Genomic DNA, 18,485 nt, shown 5'->3' with positions numbered 1-18,485 from the left:
TAAAGGGGGCGCTGGCGCAAGGGTTTTGCGGCCTGAAAAAGAAAAAACGCAACTGTGATTATTGAACAGTAAAAAAAGAGTATCTTTTGAGCGACTTTATTGAGGAATACGCATTTATAGGCCGTTTTTATTAGATGGATGACTTTTGGCAGGCGCTATAAATGAAAAACCACGTCCTGCGACGTGGTTGGCATCAGAAAATATCGATTTCCGCGACGGAAGGGTAAATCCACGACGGGCGAAACGGCATGCTGTCGATGTCATCGAGGGTGGAGACGCCGGAGAGCACCAGAATAGTCTCCAGCCCCGCCTGGAAGCCGGCCAGAATGTCAGTGCGCAGGTTATCGCCGACGATCACTGTCTGCTCGGAGTGAGCCTGCATTTTGTTCAGCGCTGAACGGATGATCCACGGGCTGGGTTTACCTACGTAAAACGGCTTACGGCCGGAGATCTTCTCGATCCCGGCGCACAGCGCGCCACAGGCCGGGTAGAAGCCGCGACCGTGCGTATCCGGGTTGGTAGCAATGAAGCGGGCGCCGTTGGCAACGAAGAAGGCGGCCTTATGCATCATCTCCCAGTTGAATGAACGGGTTTCCCCGACGATGACAAAATCCGGGTTCACATCGGTGATGGTAAAGCCGGCTTTGTACAGTTCGTGGATCAGCGCCCCTTCACCCACCACATAGGCTTTCTTGCCTTCCTGGCGGCGCAGGAAATCGGCGGTGGCCATCGCCGAGGTGTAAAACGCGGTATCCGGCACGTCGATGCCGGCGGTGGCGAAACGGTTGGCCAAATCCTGGCCGGTTTGCGACGGGTAGTTGGTCAGCATTACCAGCGGCATGCCTTTATCGAGGATGCGTTTGATAAACTCGGCAGCGCCGGGAACGGCGACGTTATCGTGCATCAGCACGCCGTCAATATCACAAATTATGTTTTGAATGGTCATGGTGGGTCCAGAATCATTAACAAAGACGAAACTATACTCGTCATCGATGAGGTTTCACATCGCTGGTGGACCATACCCACCAGCGACAGGGTGATGCGGATCGTTTCGCGCTATCAATAAAGAGGCGATTAGCTCTCAAGCAAGCGCTGCAGCAGCGTGCCATTGAGCATAGCGCGTTTGACTAGCGCGAAGGCGCCAATCGCTGAGCGATGGTCGAGGGTAGAACGCACCACCGGCAGGTTCTTGCGAAACGCTTTCAGCGCCTGGGCGTTAATGCAGCCTTCGATGGCCGGAAGAAGGACCTTTTCAGCTTCCACTATTTCGCCGGCGACAACGATTTTTTGTGGGTTGAACAGGTTAATCGCGATGGCGATCGTTTTCCCGAGGTGACGCCCCACGTACTCAATCACCTCGCAGGCCAGGGCATCGCCCTTGTTGGCCGCTTTGCAGATAGTTTTGATCGTGCAGTCATCCGGCGTCAGACGGCTCTGGTAGCCCTGCTCAAGCAGGTGGCGAACCCGCTGTTCGATGGCGGCATTGGCCGCGACGGTCTCCAGACAGCCGAAGTTGCCGCAGTGGCAGCGCTCGCCCAGCGGATCGACCTGAATGTGGCCAATTTCGCCGACGTTGCCGTTCCGGCCAATAAAAATGCGCCCGTTAGAGATGATGCCCGCGCCGGTACCGCGGTGCACGCGCACCAGGATGGAGTCTTCGCAGTCCTGACTTGCACCGAAATAGTGCTCGGCCAGCGCCAGGCTGCGGATGTCGTGCCCGACATAGCAGGTGACGTTGAAGCGTTTTTCCAGCGCCCCGACCAGGCCCCAGTTTTCCACCGCAATATGCGGCATATAGCGGATCACGCCGCTTTCCGGGTCGACGAGGCCTGGCAGGATCACCGAGATGGCGATCAGCTCGCGAATTTTGCGCTGACAGTTTTCGATAAAGGTGGCGATGATATTCAGCAGGGCGTGTTCCAGCGTTTCCTGGGTGCGCTCGGGCAGGGGAAAATGTTCCTCTTCCAGGGTCTTGCTGCTTAAATCATACAGGGTCAGAGTGGCGTCATAGCGGCCAAGCCGCACGCCGATGGCGTTGAAGTTGCGGGTTTCAGCGATGATAGAGATAGCGCGGCGGCCTCCGGTGGAGGCCTGCTGATCGACTTCTTTGATCAGGCCGCGCTCAATAAGCTGACGCGTGATTTTGGTCACGCTGGCAGGGGCAAGCTGGCTTTGTTCGGCTATCTGAATGCGCGAGATAGGCCCATGCTGGTCAATCAGGCGGTACACGGCCGCGCTGTTCAGTTGTTTTACGAGGTCAACGTTACCAATTTGAGCTTGTCCGCCTGCTGTCATACTTTTACTTACTCAGTGACGACCTCGTTACCATTAACGATGGTCTTGGTGATTTTATAATCGCGTGTAAAGGCGGTCAGGTTAGCGACCATGCCCGGCGCAATGCTGCCGAGCTGCTTGTCCACACCGATAGCGCGCGCGGGATAGAGCGTCGCCATCCGCAATACTTCGTCCAGTGCCACGCCGCAATGCTCCACCAGATTACGCACCCCTTCAATCATGGTCAGGGAGGAGCCGCTGAGCGTGCCGTTTTCATCTACGCACAGTCCATTGCGGTAGTATATTGTTTTCCCGGCAAAAATGAACTGGTCAATATTCGCCCCCGCCGGCGCGGTGGCGTCGGTGACCAGACACAGTTTGTCGCCTTTCAGGCGCTTGGCGTTACGTACGTTGGCATAATCGACATGCATCCCGTCGACAATAATACCGCAGTAGACATCCGGCTCGTCAAAAATCGCCCCGGCCAGACCCGGTTCGCGTCCGGTAATATACGGCATCGCGTTATACAGGTGAGTGGCGAAGGTAATGCCGGCGCGGAAGCCGACTTTCGCCTCTTTCAGCGTGGCGTTGGAGTGGCCGGCGGAGACGACGATCCCGGCGGCAACCAGCTTGCGGATCACTTCCGGCTCAACGCGCTCAGGGGCGAGGGTCACCTTGGTGATCACATCGGCGTTATCGCAGAGGAAATCGACCAGCGCGGCGTCCGGTTTACGCACGTAGTCCGGGTTGTGGGTGCCTTTCTTGACGATATTCAGCCACGGCCCTTCAAGATGCAGACCCAGCGCCTGATTCGGGTGTTTTTGCAGGTATTCGCGCATGACGCGGATACCTTGCTTCATCAGATCGTCACTGGAGGTAATCAGCGTCGGCAGGAAGCTGGTGCAGCCTGAACGTTCGTTCGCCTTCTGCATGATCTCCAGCGTTTCAACGGTGACCGCCTCTGGGCTGTCGTTAAACTGCACGCCGCCGCAGCCATTGAGCTGAACGTCGATAAAACCGGGGGCAATTATTGCGCCGTTGACCGAGCGCTGCTCCATGTCAGACGGCAAATCCGCCAGCGGACAGAGACGTTCGATTAGGCCATCGGCGATAACAACCGCATGGTCATCGAGAATTTCATGACCGGTATAAACCCGGCCCTGGGTTAATGCATACATTACGACCCCCGGTATATACGCCCCATCAGGTCAGCGATCGTTCATTTGCCGCCGGCATGATGATGCATACAAAGAAAAAGAGGGTCCCGCGCAAGTGGCGGGACACGACTACATTACAGACCTTTAATATTTTCAGCTTCTAATTCGTTGAAATATTTCAGGGTTTTCACTTTCAGCTCCATGGTGGACGGCTCGTCGCAGACAATCACCGCCTTCGGATGCAGCTGCAGGCAGGTAATGGTCCACATATGGTTGACGTTACCTTCTACCGCCGCCTGCAGCGCCAGCGCTTTCTGATGACCCAGCACCAGAATCATCACTTCTTCTGCATCCAGCAGGGTGCCTACGCCCACGGTCAACGCGTATTTCGGCACCAGATCCACATCACCATCGAAGAAGCGGGAGTTCGCCACACGGGTGTCATGGGTCAGGGTCTTAATACGGGTGCGGGACGCCAGAGAAGAGGCCGGTTCGTTGAACGCGATGTGACCATCGTTGCCTACACCGCCCATGAACAGGTGGATTTTACCGTAGGAACGAATTTTTTCTTCATAGCGACGGCATTCCGCATCGATGTCCGGCGCGTTACCATTCAGCAGGTTGATATTTTCTGCCGGAATATCAACGTGGTCAAAGAAATTACGGTGCATGAAGCTATGATAGCTTTCCGGATGCTCTTTTGGCAGGCCGACATATTCATCCATATTAAAGGTGACGACGTGTTTGAAGCTAACCTGGCCTGCTTTATGCATTTCAACCAGCGCTTTGTAGGCGGTCAGCGGAGTGCCACCGGTAGGCAGACCCAGCACGAACGGGCGGTCCGCGGTCGGTTTGAATGCATTAATACGGTTAACGATGTGGCGGGCAGCCCATTTACCGACCTGCTCAGCGGTTACCAGGGGGATCAGTCTCATTCTTCACCTCTATAGTTAAAGTAGATTCTGGCGGATTGGCGCCAGCACTCTGAGGAGAGTATTGCAGCAACTGCGCCGACCGGGGTCAATCCGTGTTGATTTTTTGAATGATAAAATAAGTTTTCGATGTTAGCCAGTGAAAGGGAGGGGGGAATACGATATTTGGTGATAATTATCACAAAAAATACCCGTTTAATTTGCGATACGAATTAATTTTTCACACACTTTGCCGGTAAGTGATAAAACCGACCTTGTTACACAATAAAAAAGTGGCTTTGAAAATGAGCCTCATCGGGGTCTCATAGGGGGAATAAGATGAATATTTTAGGTTTCTTTCAGCGACTGGGTAGGGCGTTGCAGCTCCCTATCGCAGTGCTGCCGGTCGCGGCATTGCTGCTGCGTTTCGGGCAACCAGACCTGTTGAATGTACCCTTCATCGCGCAAGCGGGTGGGGCGATCTTCGATAATCTGGCGCTGATCTTCGCAATTGGTGTGGCATCAAGCTGGTCCAAGGATAACGCGGGTTCTGCGGCGCTGGCCGGCGCAGTAGGGTATTTCGTGATGACCAAAGCGATGGTCACCATCAACCCGGAAATTAACATGGGCGTGCTGGCCGGTATCATTACCGGTCTGGTGGCAGGGGCGGTGTACAACCGCTGGGCCGGCATCAAGCTGCCGGACTTCCTGAGTTTCTTCGGCGGCAAACGCTTCGTGCCGATCGCCACCGGCTTCTTCTGTCTGATCCTCGCCGCGATCTTCGGCTACGTCTGGCCGCCGGTGCAACACGCTATCCACTCTGGTGGCGAATGGATCGTCTCCGCAGGGGCGCTCGGTTCCGGTATCTTTGGTTTCATCAACCGTCTGCTGATCCCAACCGGTCTGCATCAGGTGCTGAACACCATCGCCTGGTTCCAGATTGGTGAGTTCACTAACGCCGCTGGCGCTGTGTTCCACGGCGACATCAACCGCTTCTACGCCGGCGACGGCACCGCGGGGATGTTCATGTCCGGCTTCTACCCGATCATGATGTTTGGTCTGCCGGGTGCGGCGCTGGCGATGTATCTGGCGGCGCCGAAAGCGCGTCGTCCGATGGTCGGCGGTATGCTGCTGTCCGTAGCCATCACCGCGTTCCTGACCGGGGTAACCGAGCCGCTGGAATTCCTGTTCATGTTCCTGGCTCCGCTGCTGTACCTCCTGCACGCGGTGCTGACCGGTATCAGCCTGTTCATCGCAACAGCGCTGGGGATCCACGCGGGCTTCTCCTTCTCCGCAGGTGCAATTGACTATGTGCTGATGTACAGCCTGCCTGCGGCCAGCAAAAACGTCTGGATGCTGCTGGTGATGGGCGTGGTGTTCTTCTTCGTCTACTTCCTGCTGTTCAGCGCGGTGATCCGCATGTTCAACCTGAAAACGCCGGGTCGTGAAGACAAAGCCGCTGACGTGGTAACGGAAGAAGCCAACAGCAACACTGAAGAGGGCCTGACCCAGCTGGCGACCAGCTATATCGCCGCGGTGGGCGGAACCGACAACCTGAAAGCCATTGACGCCTGTATCACCCGTCTGCGTCTGACCGTGGGCGATTCGGCGAAAGTGAACGACGCGGCCTGTAAACGTCTCGGCGCGTCCGGGGTGGTGAAACTGAATAAGCAAACCATCCAGGTTATCGTCGGTGCGAAAGCAGAATCTATCGGCGATGAGATGAAAAAAGTGGTTACCCGCGGCCCGGTAGCGGCAGCAGCAGCCGCACCGGCTGGCAAAGTCGCCACCGCAGCGCCAGCGGCTAAACCGCAGGCGGTAGCGAATGCGAAGACCGTTGAGTCGCTGGTTTCGCCGATTACCGGTGACGTGGTGGCGCTCGAACAGGTGCCGGACGAAGCCTTCGCCAGCAAAGCCGTCGGCGACGGTATCGCGGTGAAACCGACCAGCAACATCGTTGTCGCGCCAGCGGCGGGTACTGTGGTGAAAATTTTCAACACTAACCACGCGTTCTGCCTCGAAACCAACAACGGCGCGGAAATCGTCGTCCACATGGGGATCGACACCGTGGCGCTGGAAGGCAAGGGCTTCAAACGTTTGGTTGAAGAGGGCACGGACGTGAAGGCCGGTGAGCCGATCCTGGAAATGGATCTGGACTTCCTCAACGCCAACGCGCGCTCAATGATTAGCCCGGTCGTCTGCAGCAATAGCGATGACTACAGCGCGCTGGTGATACTGGCGAGCGGTAAGGTCGTTGCCGGCCAGACGCCGCTGTATGAGATTAAAGGCAAGTAAGGCTCCTGAGTCGAGTTTATGCCTCAGCGGCGAAGGGAAACCTTCGCCGCTTTTTTTTCCAGCAATCGGCCCCATAATCCTCTTCTGATACCTATTTTACGTAACTAATAGTTGTCACTACGTCCTGCTTGTAAGATCATGTGCCGTTATACGTTGTTTACGCTTTGAGGAACCCGTGATGAGTGAGGCAGAAGCCCGCCCGACTAACTTTATCCGTCAGATCATTGATGAAGATCTGGCTACCGGTAAACATACCACCGTTCACACTCGCTTCCCGCCGGAGCCGAACGGTTATCTGCACATTGGCCATGCGAAATCCATCTGCCTGAACTTCGGCATCGCGCAGGATTATCAGGGTCAATGCAACCTGCGTTTCGATGACACCAACCCGGTGAAAGAAGATATCGAATACGTGGAGTCGATTAAAAACGACGTGCAGTGGTTAGGTTTCCACTGGTCCGGGGACGTTTGCTACTCGTCTGATTACTTTGATCAGCTGCATCAGTATGCGGTTGAGCTGATCAACAAAGGTCTGGCCTATGTTGATGAACTCTCTCCTGATGAAATTCGCGAATACCGCGGCACCCTGAAAGCGCCGGGTAAAAACAGCCCGTATCGCGACCGCAGCGTGGAAGAAAACCTGGCGCTGTTTGAAAAAATGCGCAGCGGCGGCTTCGAAGAGGGTAAAGCCTGCCTGCGCGCGAAGATCGATATGGCATCGCCGTTCATCGTGATGCGCGATCCGGTGCTGTACCGCATTAAGTTCGCTGAGCATCATCAGACCGGCAACAAGTGGTGCATCTACCCGATGTATGACTTCACCCACTGCATCAGCGATGCGCTGGAAGGCATCACCCACTCGCTGTGTACCCTGGAGTTCCAGGACAACCGCCGCCTGTACGACTGGGTGCTCGACAACATCAGCATTCCGGTTCACCCGCGTCAGTACGAATTCTCGCGCCTGAATCTCGAATACACCGTGATGTCCAAGCGTAAGCTGAACCAGCTGGTGACCGAGAAGCACGTGGAAGGCTGGGATGACCCGCGTATGCCGACCATCTCTGGTCTGCGTCGCCGTGGCTACACCGCTGAATCCATCCGCGAGTTCTGCAAGCGCATCGGCGTGACCAAGCAGGACAACACCATCGAGATGGCATCGCTGGAGTCCTGCATTCGTGAAGATCTGAATGAAAACGCCCCGCGCGCGATGGCGGTGATCGATCCGGTGAAACTGGTTATCGAGAACTATCCGCAGGGCGAAAGCGAAATGGTGGCGATGCCGAACCATCCGAACAAGCCGGAAATGGGCAGTCGTGAAGTGCCGTTCAGCGCCGAAATCTGGATCGATCGCGCTGACTTCCGTGAAGAAGCCAACAAACAGTACAAGCGTCTGGTGCTGGGTAAAGAAGTGCGTCTGCGCAATGCCTACGTGATCAAAGCGGAACGCGTGGAGAAAGATGCCGAAGGCAATATCACCACTATTTTCTGCACCTACGATGCCGATACCCTGAGTAAAGATCCGGCCGACGGTCGCAAGGTCAAAGGCGTGATCCACTGGGTGAGTGCGGCGCATGCGCTGCCGGTGGAGATCCGTCTCTACGATCGCCTGTTCAGCGTACCAAACCCGGGGGCGGAGGAAGATTTCCTCGCGGTAATCAACCCGGATTCGCTGGTGATTAAGCAGGGATATGCGGAGCCGAGCCTGGCGCAGGCCGAAGCAGGCAAAGCTTACCAGTTTGAGCGTGAAGGTTACTTCTGCCTCGACAGTCGCTATGCAAACGCCTCCAGTCTGGTGTTCAACCGCACTGTCGGGCTGCGTGATACCTGGGCGAAAGTCGGCGAATAAATTTCCCTCTCGTAAAAGCGTCGCACCTTGCGGCGCTTTTTTTTGTTTCAGAATCAGCCAATTAAACTTTTCATTTTCGCGATGCGAATTAATCCTGTTACTGCGCGGTAATAAATAGCGCTTCTGATGTTTCCTGTCATATACAAAAAACCAATGTAATCGCTTTCAGTTCTTCTATTTTTCCCTGATTTTGCAATGACTTCCATGACAAAATTATCAGGGATAAGACTGTAACAAAAAGACATAAATTATGTGCGCTTTGTCATAATCTTAAGCTTTGCCTCACGAAAAACATTGATAATTCGCGTCACGAAAAATAGTCTATCTACAGTGGTTTCGCGGCCTTTTTCACCGCCCCACATTTTGCAGTTTTATTTATTTTTTTAGCGAATGACCGTTGGTCTTCGCCTTTTAAAACGTCAAAGAGGATATGCACATGCGTACGTTTAGTGGCAAACGTAGTACGCTGGCGCTGGCTATTGCCGCCGTCACCGCGATGTCGGGCTGGGTTGTGGTTCCGCAGGCCAGCGCAGCAGGCTTTATCGATGATTCAACCTTAACCGGCGGTATCTATTACTGGCAGCGTGAGCGTGACCGTAAAGATGTCACCGACGGCGACAAATATAAAACCAACCTTTCCCACTCCACCTGGAACGCTAACCTGGACTTCCAGTCCGGCTATGCTGCCGATATGTTTGGCCTTGATATTGCTGCATTTACCGCGATTGAAATGGCCGAGAACGGCGATAGCGGCCACCCGAACGAAATTGCCTTCTCATCGCGCAACAAAGCCTATGACGAAGACTACTCCGGCGATAAGAGCGGTATCAGCCTGTATAAAGCCGCCGCGAAATTCAAATACGGTCCGGCGTGGGCACGTGCGGGCTATATCCAGCCAACCGGCCAGACTCTGCTGGCCCCGCACTGGAGCTTTATGCCAGGTACCTATCAGGGGGCGGAGGCCGGGGCTAACTTCGACTATGGCACGGCGGGCGCGTTAAGTTTTTCCTATATGTGGACGAACGAGTATAAAGCGCCATGGCATATCGAGATGGACGATTTCTATCAGAACGACAAGAAAACCAAAGTTGATTATCTCCACTCCGTCGGCGCCAAATATGATTTCAAAAACGACCTGGTGCTGGAGGCGGCATTTGGTCAGGCTCAGGGCTATATCGATCAGTACTTTGCTAAAGCCAGCTACAAATTTGACGTCGCCGGCGCGCCGCTGAGCACCAGCTACCAGTTCTACGGCACCCGCGATAAGGTCAGCAACGGCGGGGTCAATGACATCTATGACGGCACCGCATGGCTGCAGGCGTTAACCTTCGGCTATAAAGTGGCGGATGTGCTGGATCTGCGTCTGGAAGGCACCTGGGTGAAGGCCGATGGCCAGCAGGGCTACTTCCTGCAGCGTATGACGCCGACCTATGCCTCTTCCAACGGTCGGCTCGATATCTGGTGGGATAACCGCTCCGACTTTAACGCCAACGGCGAAAAAGCGGTCTTCTTCGGCGCGATGTATGACATGAAAAACTGGGATATGCCTGGCTGGGCGTTTGGCGCGTCTTATGTCTACGCCTGGGATGCGAAGCCGGGAAGAATGTCCTCTCCGGATGCGTACTATGACCCTGACTATCGCCTGAAAGAATCGGCTTACAGCCTGGATGCGTTGTATACCGTGCAGGAAGGTCGGGCGAAGGGCACCCTGTTCAAACTGCACTTTACCCAGTACGACAACCATTCCGATATTCCGAGCTGGAGCGGCGGCTACGGCAACATCTTCCAGGATGAGCGCGACGTGAAGTTCATGGTTATCGCCCCGTTCACTATTTTCTGATGCCTGCGCGGCGGGCGTGAGCCTGCCGCACCTCTGTGAGAACGACAATGAAAAAAATGCTGCTTATTGCCATGATGGCCTCGGGTCTGGTGGCCTGCGCCACGTCGCCGGCACCGAAAGAAGACACCAAACTCAAAGATGCCTATAGCGCCTGTATTAATACGGCGGAGGGGAATCCGGACAAGATTGAAGCCTGTCAGAGCGTACTGAATGTACTGAAAGAGGATAAACAGCACCAGCAATTTGCCAATCAGGAGAGCGTTCGCGTCCTGGATTACCAACAGTGTATTCAGGCCACCCGCACCGGCAACGATCAGGCGGTGAAAGCGCGCTGCGACCAGATCTGGAAGGAGATCCGCAGCAATAATACGACCCATTAAATCAGACGTTAGCGGCAAACGGGCGGAGCATACCTCCGCCCGTTTGTTTTTTTAGCGCTGACTCTCCGCCGGCTGATAGCCTCGGCTCAGCCGCACGAACAGCAGCGCGGTGGCAATGAACCCGCACAGCGCGGCGCACATTAGCCACCAGCCCGGCGCGCTTTTATCGCCGGTGAGCTCGACCAGGGCGGTAGAGATAGCCGGCGTCAGGCCGCCGAAAATGGCAGTAGCGAGACTAAAGGCCAGAGAGAATCCCACAGTGCGGACGTACACCGGCATCACTTCGGTGAGCGCCGCCACCATCGCGCCGTTATACATGCCAAAAAAGAACGAGAACCACAGCAGGACCAGCGTCATACGCGTAAAATCGGGCGCGGCGGTGAGCCAGTGCATCACCGGCCAGGTGGTGAGCAGCGCCAGCACGGTAATGCCCATCAGCACCGGGCGACGACCGATCCGGTCAGAGATCGCCCCGCCAATCGGTAACCAGATAAAGTTGGAGATGCCCACCAGCATGGTCACCAGCAGGCTGTCGCGAGCGCTGAGGTGTAGCACCGCTCTGCCGTAGGTCGGCGTATAGACGGTGATAAAATAAAAGGTGGTGGTGGTCATCGCCACCAGTAATGTCCCCGCGCTAATAATGCGCCAGTTCCTGACGATGGTGGTCAGGATCTCCTTGGTATCCGGGCGGTGTTTACGCTGCAGGAATTCCTCTGTTTCCTGCAGCGAGCGGCGCAGCACGAAAATCAGCGGAATAATCAGACAGCCAATGAAGAAAGGGATGCGCCAGCCCCAGTCGGCGATCTCCTCATGCTCAAGCGTGGCGTTCAGCGCATAGCCAATCAACGCCGCCATGACGATAGCCACCTGCTGGCTGGCGGACTGCCAACTGGTATAGAAGCCTTTATTGCCCGGCGTGGCGATTTCCGACAGATAGACCGACACCCCGCCAAGCTCGACGCCCGCGGAAAACCCCTGCAGCAAGCGGCCCACTAACACGAGGATCGGCGCCAGCACGCCGATGGTCTGATAGCCAGGTACCAGGGCGATGAGTAGCGTCCCGCAGCCCATGATCGCCAGGGTGACCATCAGCCCTTTGCGGCGCCCGATTCTGTCGATATAGGCGCCGAGGACCACCGCGCCGATGGGGCGCATCAGGAAGCCCGAACCAAACACCGCAAAGGTCAGCATCAGCGCTGCGAACTCGCTCTCCGCCGGAAAGAAGGTGCGGGCGATATAGGTGGCATAAAAGCCAAACAGGAAAAAGTCGAACTGTTCGAGAAAATTACCGCTGGTCACGCGGAGGATAGCGCCGACGGTGCCGGCGCGCGTGGATTGTTGCGTCATAGGGTGTGCTCTCCATTGTCTTTATCTTGTTTTTATAGAGGTAAGAGGGAGCGGGTTAGTCGCCTGCGACTGCCGCCTGTTTTCCGCGCCGCTTCTCAATTGCCCACTTGAGTAGCGCCGCACAGCGATAAAATCCGTGGGCAAATTTTCCGTAGGGAAGGGTTAAGAACAGGGCCATTACCACCCCGAGGTGAACAGCGAGCAAAATACCCATCCATGAGGTATCCCGTCCCGCCAGCAGCGCCAGGCCGGTGAAGCTGGTCAGCAGCAGTAGCAGGATAAAGCCGCGGTCCATCGGTTTTTGTCGTGCATCGCCGTGCAACGGCGACCGGCGCAGGTTTAGCCACAGCAGGCCAGCCGGCCCCACCAGCAGGCCGATGCCGCCAAGGGTCCCCAGCAGCACCGGGACGCTGAAGAACGGGTAGGGAGCTTCCCGGTCGGCGAAATAGTGATAGCCCGTGGCCACCACGGTGGCGGCGAAGCAGAGCATAAAGCCGTAGAAGGTGAAGTGGTGGAAACGGCGGCGCATCAGCGTGAAGGCGTCATCGGCTTCGTTGCAGCCTTTGCCATGCCCGCCATCGAGATATTTCAGCGTCAACGCATCCTGTGAGGCCTTGGCGATATCAACCGCGTGCGGCTGGCCCGGGGAGATCTCGCGCCAGAAGCGGATCACCCCGGTCATCAGCAAGCCAAAGGCCAGCACGAAGACCGAGCCAAACATCCACGCCAGCAGGTTATGCGGGAATATCTGATAGAAATCGCCCGCCAGCGGCGGATGAAGCAGCGAGCCTTTGAGCCCCATCGCCAGCAGCAGAAAGAAAATCAGTCCGCCGACCAGCGCCAGTACGGTGGTCACGCCAGCCCGGCGGTACAGGCTGCCAAAGGCGGCGGGCTGGGCGTAATGCTGATAAGTTTCCAGCCGAACTTCGGCCATCGCCTTCGGCACGTTAATCGCGAATTCGTGCGGCGGCGCGTACTGACAGGCGTGCAGGCAGGCGCCGCAGTTATGACACAGGTTAGCCAGATAGTTAATATCTGCTTTGCCAAAGGCCAGGCGCTGGGTCATCGCCGGGAATACGGCGCAAAACCCTTCGCAGTAGCGGCAGGCGTTACATACCTGCATCACCCTTTCCACTTCCGCCTCCGGCTCGGTGATGATCTGCGCCTCAATGATCAGCTTCTCAAGCGACTTCATGGTGTTTCTCCTGCTGTGCCGCCCGGGCGGCTTGCTGGCCGGCAATGCGGCCGAAGGTGGTGCCGATCGACATCCCGACGCCGGCGGTATAGCCTTTGCCCAGCACGTTGCCAGCCATCATTTCCCCGGCGACAAACAGGTTGCGGCTGGGTTTACCGGCGAAGTGGACGGCGGCGGTGTCGTCGACGTAGAGCCCGAGGTAGGTGAAGGTGATCCCCGGACGTAAGGCATAGCCGTAGTAAGGCGGCGTATCGATAGGCCGCGCCCAGTGGGTCTTTGGCGGCGTCAGGCCGGCGGTGGCGCAGTTATCCAGGCGGGTATGATCGAACTGGCCTGGCGCGCAGGCGGCATTATAGTCGGCGATGGTTTGCGTAAAGCGTTCGCTGTCCAGGCCGAGCTGGCGGGCCAGCTCGGGAAGGGTGTTGGCCTGAGCGCCGGGAAAGACGGGCGGCATAAAGTGGCCGATGGCTTTGCTGTCGATGATCGAGTAGCCGATTTGCCCGGGCTGGTGGGCGACCAGCCGGCCCCAGATGGCATAGCGTTTGGGCCAGAAATCTTCTCCTTCATCGTAAAAACGGTCGGCATCGCGGTTGACCACTACCCCCAGCGACACGCAGTCGACGCGGGTACAGATCCCGCCATCGTAGAGCGGCGCCCGGGCGTCAATGGCGACGCAGTGGGACTGCGAGGGATCGCCGATAATATCGGCCCCGGCGTCGATCATAAACTTAAGCAGCACTCCCTGGTTGAAGCGGGTGCCGCGGATGAGAAAGTTATCGGCGGGCCATTCACCGCGGTCATTTTGCCCCCAGGCCTCGCGCAGCCATTCGCGGTTGGATTCAAATCCGCCGGCGGCGAGGACGCAGCTTTTTGCAACAATCCGTTCCTCGCCCGCCAGCGCGGCGACAAATTCGCCGTTGCGCAGCTCGAGAGCCTGCACCGGTGTGTTGTAGCGGATCTGCACCCCCATTTGCTCCGCGCTGCGGTAATAGGCATTGACCAGCGCTTTGCCGCCGCCCATAAAAAAGGCGTTGGTGCGGGCCACGTGCAGGGCGCCGGAGAGCGGTGGCTGAAAGTTCACGCCGTGCTGGCGCATCCAGTCCCGGCATTGTGACGAGGTGCGGATCACCATTCGGGCCAGCGCTTCGTTGGTATTCCCCTCGGTGACGCGCAGCAGATCCTGCCAGTACTCTTCTTCCGGGTAGCTGTCGACCAGCACGTCCTGCGGCGCATCGTGCATACAGCGCAGGTTACGCGTGTGCTGCGAGTTGCCGCCGCGCCACTCCCGCGGCGCCGCCTCCAGCAGCAGCACCGAGGCGCCAGCTTCCCGGGCGGTTAAGGCGGCGCATAGCGCGGCATTGCCGCCGCCAATCACCAGTACATCCACCATTATCGGCTCCCTTACAATTTAATTAATTGTTAAATTTGTAATGGGAATGTAGGTGGTAACAGCGGTGAGGCGCTATGGTGTAATGCTAAAGAGGGGTTTAGTGAGCGTAAAGGGTAGCACCCGGCCAGCGGTCAGACTCCACCAGCTGGCGCATGACTTTGCTGAGTATCACTCGAGCCGCAAGGCCTGCCGGAGTGAGTTCATCATCAGACAGACTGACCAGAAAGTTGGGGCGACTGAGTATCGGGTTGACGACGTCGATCACCCTCAGCGCCTGATGGTCGAGGTGGGAGATGGCGGCCCCGGGCTGCAGGGTGGCCCCCAGTCCGCTGCGCACGGCCTGCATCAGCAGGGCCAGACCGTCAATGTCCGCCACCACCTCAACGCTGAGATGATGCTGCTGGCAAACTGCCTCCAGCCTGCCGCGCAGGCCATGGCCCTGGCTTGGCATAATCAACGGCAGGGAGGTGAGCTGGTCAGGGGAGATGTGGTCCTCCTGCAGGGGGGCCAACAGCGCATGGGTGCCAATCAGGAACAGGCGTTCTTCCAGCACCGGTCTGGCGCTCCAGCGCAGGATCTTTTCCTGCTGGAAAACGATAGCTAAATCGAGCTGGCGGGTGTTGATCATCCGCTCCAGATTACCGGAGAGGCTTTCCACCAAATGCAGGCGCACGTCGGGATAGCTTTCGCGCATCGCATTGATGAACGGGACGCCGAGAACGGAGGCGGTGCTGGGGGCCATGCCGACGCTAACGTGGCCTGACAGGCGCGCCTCGCGGGCGGCGAGGATGGCATCATCGGCATGGCGCAGCGCCAGCTGTGCCTGCGAGTAGAAAGCGAGACCCGCGCTGGTGGGCGTGACCCCGCGGGAGGTCCGCTGCAGCAGGCGAATGGCCAGTTCGTTTTCCAGGCGTGCGATCTGCTGGCTGAGCGCCGAGACGCCGATATTAAGATCAAGCGCGGCGCGCCCCATGCTGCCGGTTTCAACAATGCGCACAAAATAGCGTAGCTGGCGAAGTTCCATATCAACTCTCCGGACAAAACGGGGACGCGGGAAGGTCACCTGTGGGACGAGAGCGGTAAGGGCAGCAGAGGCGCCCATAAAAAAGCCAACCGGCAGGTTGGCTTTTCAGTCTCAGCGAAGCGGGGAATTATTTTTCCACCGCGTCGTGGGCGTGTTCGTCCTCGCGGCAATCACCTTCCGCACAATGACCGTACAGATACAGACTGTGGTTGGTCAGGCGGATGCCGTGGCGGGAGGCAATTTCACGCTGGCGTAATTCGATCGAGTCATCGCTGAATTCGATCACTTTGCCGCAGTCGAGGCAAATCAGGTGATCGTGGTGATGCTGCTGGGTCAGTTCGAAAACGGATTTACCGCCTTCAAAATTATGACGAGTCACGATACCGGCATCATCAAACTGGTTGAGTACGCGGTAAACGGTCGCCAGACCGATCTCTTCGCCCATGTCGATCAGGCGTTTATATAAGTCTTCCGCACTGACATGATGGTTATCCGGTTCCTGCAGCACTTCAAGGATTTTCAGTCGAGGAAGTGTGACTTTCAGGCCAGCCTTCTTTAATGCGGTATTGTTGTCAGTCATGCGGAATCTGTCCTGTTGCTAAACGATCTACTTCCTTCAACGGAAGTCATACAGAAATTAACCCGACGTAATGCGTCTCATTATAGAACTGCCACTGGTAAATGAAAACTGCAAGCATCAGGCCTGGTTTGCTGTCAAAAACGAGGCACCAGCTACAAACTGCGTCACGTGCCTCGTAGAATCAGAGGACATTGTACAGATATGTGATTAAAAGTTAAAAACTTGTAGCTATTAGTTTGATTGCTTTTGTCTATTAATGCGACGCAACTCAATGATTGCGCCGCTTAATCATCAGGCGTTTTTGATTTCTTCGAGGTGCAGCTCTTCGGCAACCTGCTTCACCCATTTCTCAACGCGCTCGTTGGTCAGCTCCGGCTGGCGGTCTTCATCAATGGCGAGGCCGACGAAGTGGTCGTCATCCGCCAGGCCTTTGGAGGCCTCAAAATGATACCCGGCTGTCGGCCAGTGACCGACGATGGTCGCGCCGCGCGGCTCAATGATGTCGCGGATGGTGCCCAGCGCGTCACAGAAGTATTCTGCGTAGTCTTCCTGGTCGCCACAGCCGAACAGCGCCACCAGTTTACCATTGAAGTCGATCTCTTCCAGCGTCGGGAAGAAGTCGTCCCAGTCACACTGCGCTTCGCCGTAGTACCAGGTCGGGATACCGAGCAGCAGAATGTCGTGGGCTTCCAGGTCTTCTTTGCTGCTTTTGGCAATGTCGTGAACATCAGCAACATCTTTACCAAGCTGCTTTTGAATCATTTTTGCAATATTTTCGGTGTTGCCGGTGTCGCTGCCAAAAAAGATGCCGATGATTGCCATGAGTAAAATAACCTCTTGAAACTTAAATGATGTGGTAGGGACGCGATGCCCATAGATAACGGCAATCATAGCAGAACAGGCAAGGGCGCGGAAACAGCAATCACGCCCGACTGCACACTCTGCTACACGAATGCGGATTTTTCGCGGAAAGTTAGACTTTTCCCTGGCTGTGCAGGGCGCGCAATTGGGTCATCAGCATCTCTTCAATGAGATCGCTGCGGCTCATATTACGCGCTTCCGCCAGTTCATTGAGCGCATCGACCGCGTCGGCGTTGAGTTTTAACTCGACGCGCTTCAGCCCGCGAACCTTATCGCGTTTCAGCTGGTTACGTTTGTTGATGCGCAGTTGTTCATCGCGCGACAGCGGATTGGTTTTCGGTCTTCCCGGGCGACGCTCGTTTGCGAACAAATCTAATGTCGTACGGTCCGTTTGTTCTTTTGCCATGATTCTGAGTGACTTCGGGGAAACAAGCTGCCGGGCTCTAGCCGGCGCAGATAGCGCGCCATCATACATCAGGCGAACGGCTGCGCCAACGACCGCGGGCATTCTGCGGCGCGGTCGGGCATATTTTAGCCAATCAGGCGGCGATGCTCGTCAGATAGCGGCGGATGGCGCGTAACACCGCCTCGGGTTTCTCGGCATGCACCCAGTGTCCGGCGCCGGCGATGACGTGCGCCCGGGCCTGCGGGAACTGCGCCAGCAGCGCGTCGCGGTAGGCGTCGGTCACATAGGGCGAGTTGCCGCCGGGAATAAACTGCGTCGGGTGCGGCCAGGCCGGAATGGTTTCCCAGCCGACGATATGCGGGTACTGGTCCCACAGCACCGGCACGTTAAAGCGCCATTCGCCGTCGACAAAAGATTTCAGCAGGAACTGAATCACGCCCTCTTCCCGCAGATGCTCACGCATCACCTGCGCCGCCTGCTGGCGACTGCTGGCGGAGGATTCGCTGACGGCGCGGATAGCGGCGAAGATCTCATCATGGCGGCGCACATGATAATCCACCGGCGCGATATCGATCGCCACCAGCCCGCTGATGCGTTCCGGCGCCAGGGCGGTCAACGCCATCACCGCTTTCCCGCCCATCGAATGGCCGATAAAGGTGGCGCGCTCGATCTGGTGCGCGTCAAGCGTATCAAGCAGATCCTGCGCCATGGCGGGGTAGGTCATCTCTGGCGATCGCGGCGACAAACCGTGGTTGCGCATATCGACCTGCACAATATCGTGGTCGGCGATCAGGTCGCGGGCGAGGATGCCCAGGTTGTCCAGGCTGCCAAACAGACCGTGGACCAGCACGATCGGGGAGTGGTTGTGCGGATTCTGTGCAGATTGCGCTCGGCTATTTAATTTCATGGCAAAGTTCTTTTTTTCGCTCCGTCGGGTTAGGGTATTATGTTGGACATTCTGCCATCCGGCTGCAAGACC

Annotated in this window: 16 protein-coding genes; 4 read left to right on the top strand and 12 right to left on the bottom strand. The window is 56.8% G+C overall.

From position 1 onward, the window contains the following. Positions 1 to 193: 193 nt before the first annotated feature. The 4 genes from R0140_RS19640 to nagB all read right to left on the bottom strand — a co-directional run bounded on the left by R0140_RS19640 (position 194) and on the right by nagB (position 4,366). On the bottom strand, positions 194 to 946 hold the full coding sequence (locus R0140_RS19640) for an HAD-IIA family hydrolase (protein ID WP_022065694.1): 753 nt from the start codon (positions 944 to 946) through the stop codon (positions 194 to 196). A 128-nt stretch (positions 947 to 1,074) separates the two neighbouring features. Beyond that, entirely contained in the window at positions 1,075 to 2,295 is a 1,221-nt protein-coding gene (gene nagC / locus R0140_RS19635) for a DNA-binding transcriptional regulator NagC (RefSeq protein ID WP_008805654.1), read from the bottom strand. Between the two features lie 8 nt (positions 2,296 to 2,303). After that, a complete protein-coding gene (gene nagA, locus R0140_RS19630) occupies positions 2,304 to 3,452 on the bottom strand; it encodes an N-acetylglucosamine-6-phosphate deacetylase (protein WP_012542447.1) in 1,149 nt (382 codons plus the stop codon). A gap of 113 nt (positions 3,453 to 3,565) precedes the next feature. Beyond that, positions 3,566 to 4,366, bottom strand: coding sequence for a glucosamine-6-phosphate deaminase (gene nagB, locus R0140_RS19625; protein ID WP_012542446.1), 801 nt, complete (start codon positions 4,364 to 4,366; stop codon positions 3,566 to 3,568). 315 nt (positions 4,367 to 4,681) lie between these two features. Here nagB and nagE point away from each other — a divergent pair, with 315 nt between their 5' ends. From nagE to chiQ, 4 genes are all read left to right on the top strand, one after another. Further along, on the top strand, positions 4,682 to 6,637 hold the full coding sequence (gene nagE / locus R0140_RS19620; RefSeq protein ID WP_032739321.1) for a PTS N-acetyl glucosamine transporter subunit IIABC: 1,956 nt from the start codon (positions 4,682 to 4,684) through the stop codon (positions 6,635 to 6,637). Positions 6,638 to 6,815: 178 nt separating this feature from the next. Further along, entirely contained in the window at positions 6,816 to 8,483 is a 1,668-nt protein-coding gene (gene glnS / locus R0140_RS19615; protein WP_012542445.1) for a glutamine--tRNA ligase, read from the top strand. Between the two features lie 436 nt (positions 8,484 to 8,919). After that, positions 8,920 to 10,323, top strand: a complete 1,404-nt coding sequence (chiP, locus tag R0140_RS19605) for a chitoporin ChiP (protein ID WP_008805658.1) — start codon at positions 8,920 to 8,922, stop codon at positions 10,321 to 10,323. A 47-nt stretch (positions 10,324 to 10,370) separates the two neighbouring features. Further along, entirely contained in the window at positions 10,371 to 10,703 is a 333-nt protein-coding gene (chiQ, locus tag R0140_RS19600) for a ChiQ/YbfN family lipoprotein (RefSeq protein ID WP_008805659.1), read from the top strand. Between the two features lie 51 nt (positions 10,704 to 10,754). Here the strand turns inward: chiQ and R0140_RS19595 are convergent, their stop codons facing one another. From R0140_RS19595 to ybfF, 8 genes are all read right to left on the bottom strand, one after another. Then, positions 10,755 to 12,050, bottom strand: a complete 1,296-nt coding sequence (locus R0140_RS19595; protein ID WP_032753883.1) for an MFS transporter — start codon at positions 12,048 to 12,050, stop codon at positions 10,755 to 10,757. 55 nt (positions 12,051 to 12,105) lie between these two features. Continuing rightward, entirely contained in the window at positions 12,106 to 13,245 is a 1,140-nt protein-coding gene (gene tcuB / locus R0140_RS19590) for a tricarballylate utilization 4Fe-4S protein TcuB (protein WP_023322236.1), read from the bottom strand. Further along, a complete protein-coding gene (gene tcuA, locus R0140_RS19585; RefSeq protein ID WP_022065690.1) occupies positions 13,232 to 14,635 on the bottom strand; it encodes an FAD-dependent tricarballylate dehydrogenase TcuA in 1,404 nt (467 codons plus the stop codon). Before tcuA ends, tcuB begins: the two co-directional genes overlap by 14 nt. A 97-nt stretch (positions 14,636 to 14,732) precedes the next feature. After that, positions 14,733 to 15,659: a tricarballylate utilization LysR family transcriptional regulator TcuR gene (tcuR, locus tag R0140_RS19580; protein WP_008805663.1), complete on the bottom strand. Its 927-nt coding sequence runs from the start codon at positions 15,657 to 15,659 to the stop codon at positions 14,733 to 14,735. A gap of 127 nt (positions 15,660 to 15,786) precedes the next feature. Next, positions 15,787 to 16,239, bottom strand: coding sequence for a ferric iron uptake transcriptional regulator (gene fur, locus R0140_RS19575; RefSeq protein ID WP_002894761.1), 453 nt, complete (start codon positions 16,237 to 16,239; stop codon positions 15,787 to 15,789). 291 nt (positions 16,240 to 16,530) lie between these two features. After that, the gene (fldA, locus tag R0140_RS19570) at positions 16,531 to 17,061 is read right to left on the bottom strand and encodes a flavodoxin FldA (RefSeq protein ID WP_002894765.1); all 531 of its coding nucleotides are present in this window, start codon (positions 17,059 to 17,061) and stop codon (positions 16,531 to 16,533) included. Between the two features lie 151 nt (positions 17,062 to 17,212). Then, positions 17,213 to 17,506 (bottom strand): LexA regulated protein, encoded by a 294-nt coding sequence (gene ybfE / locus R0140_RS19565; protein ID WP_012542441.1) that lies wholly within the window; start codon positions 17,504 to 17,506, stop codon positions 17,213 to 17,215. A gap of 133 nt (positions 17,507 to 17,639) precedes the next feature. Continuing rightward, positions 17,640 to 18,413: an esterase gene (gene ybfF / locus R0140_RS19560; RefSeq protein WP_012542440.1), complete on the bottom strand. Its 774-nt coding sequence runs from the start codon at positions 18,411 to 18,413 to the stop codon at positions 17,640 to 17,642. Positions 18,414 to 18,485: the final 72 nt, after the last annotated feature.

Origin of the sequence: Klebsiella sp. w6, assembly GCF_033100215.1 — a bacterium.
GTDB lineage: Bacteria > Pseudomonadota > Gammaproteobacteria > Enterobacterales > Enterobacteriaceae > Klebsiella > Klebsiella variicola.
The sequence above is the reverse complement of the archived record's forward strand: the minus strand, read 5'-3'. Positions and strand labels throughout refer to the sequence as shown.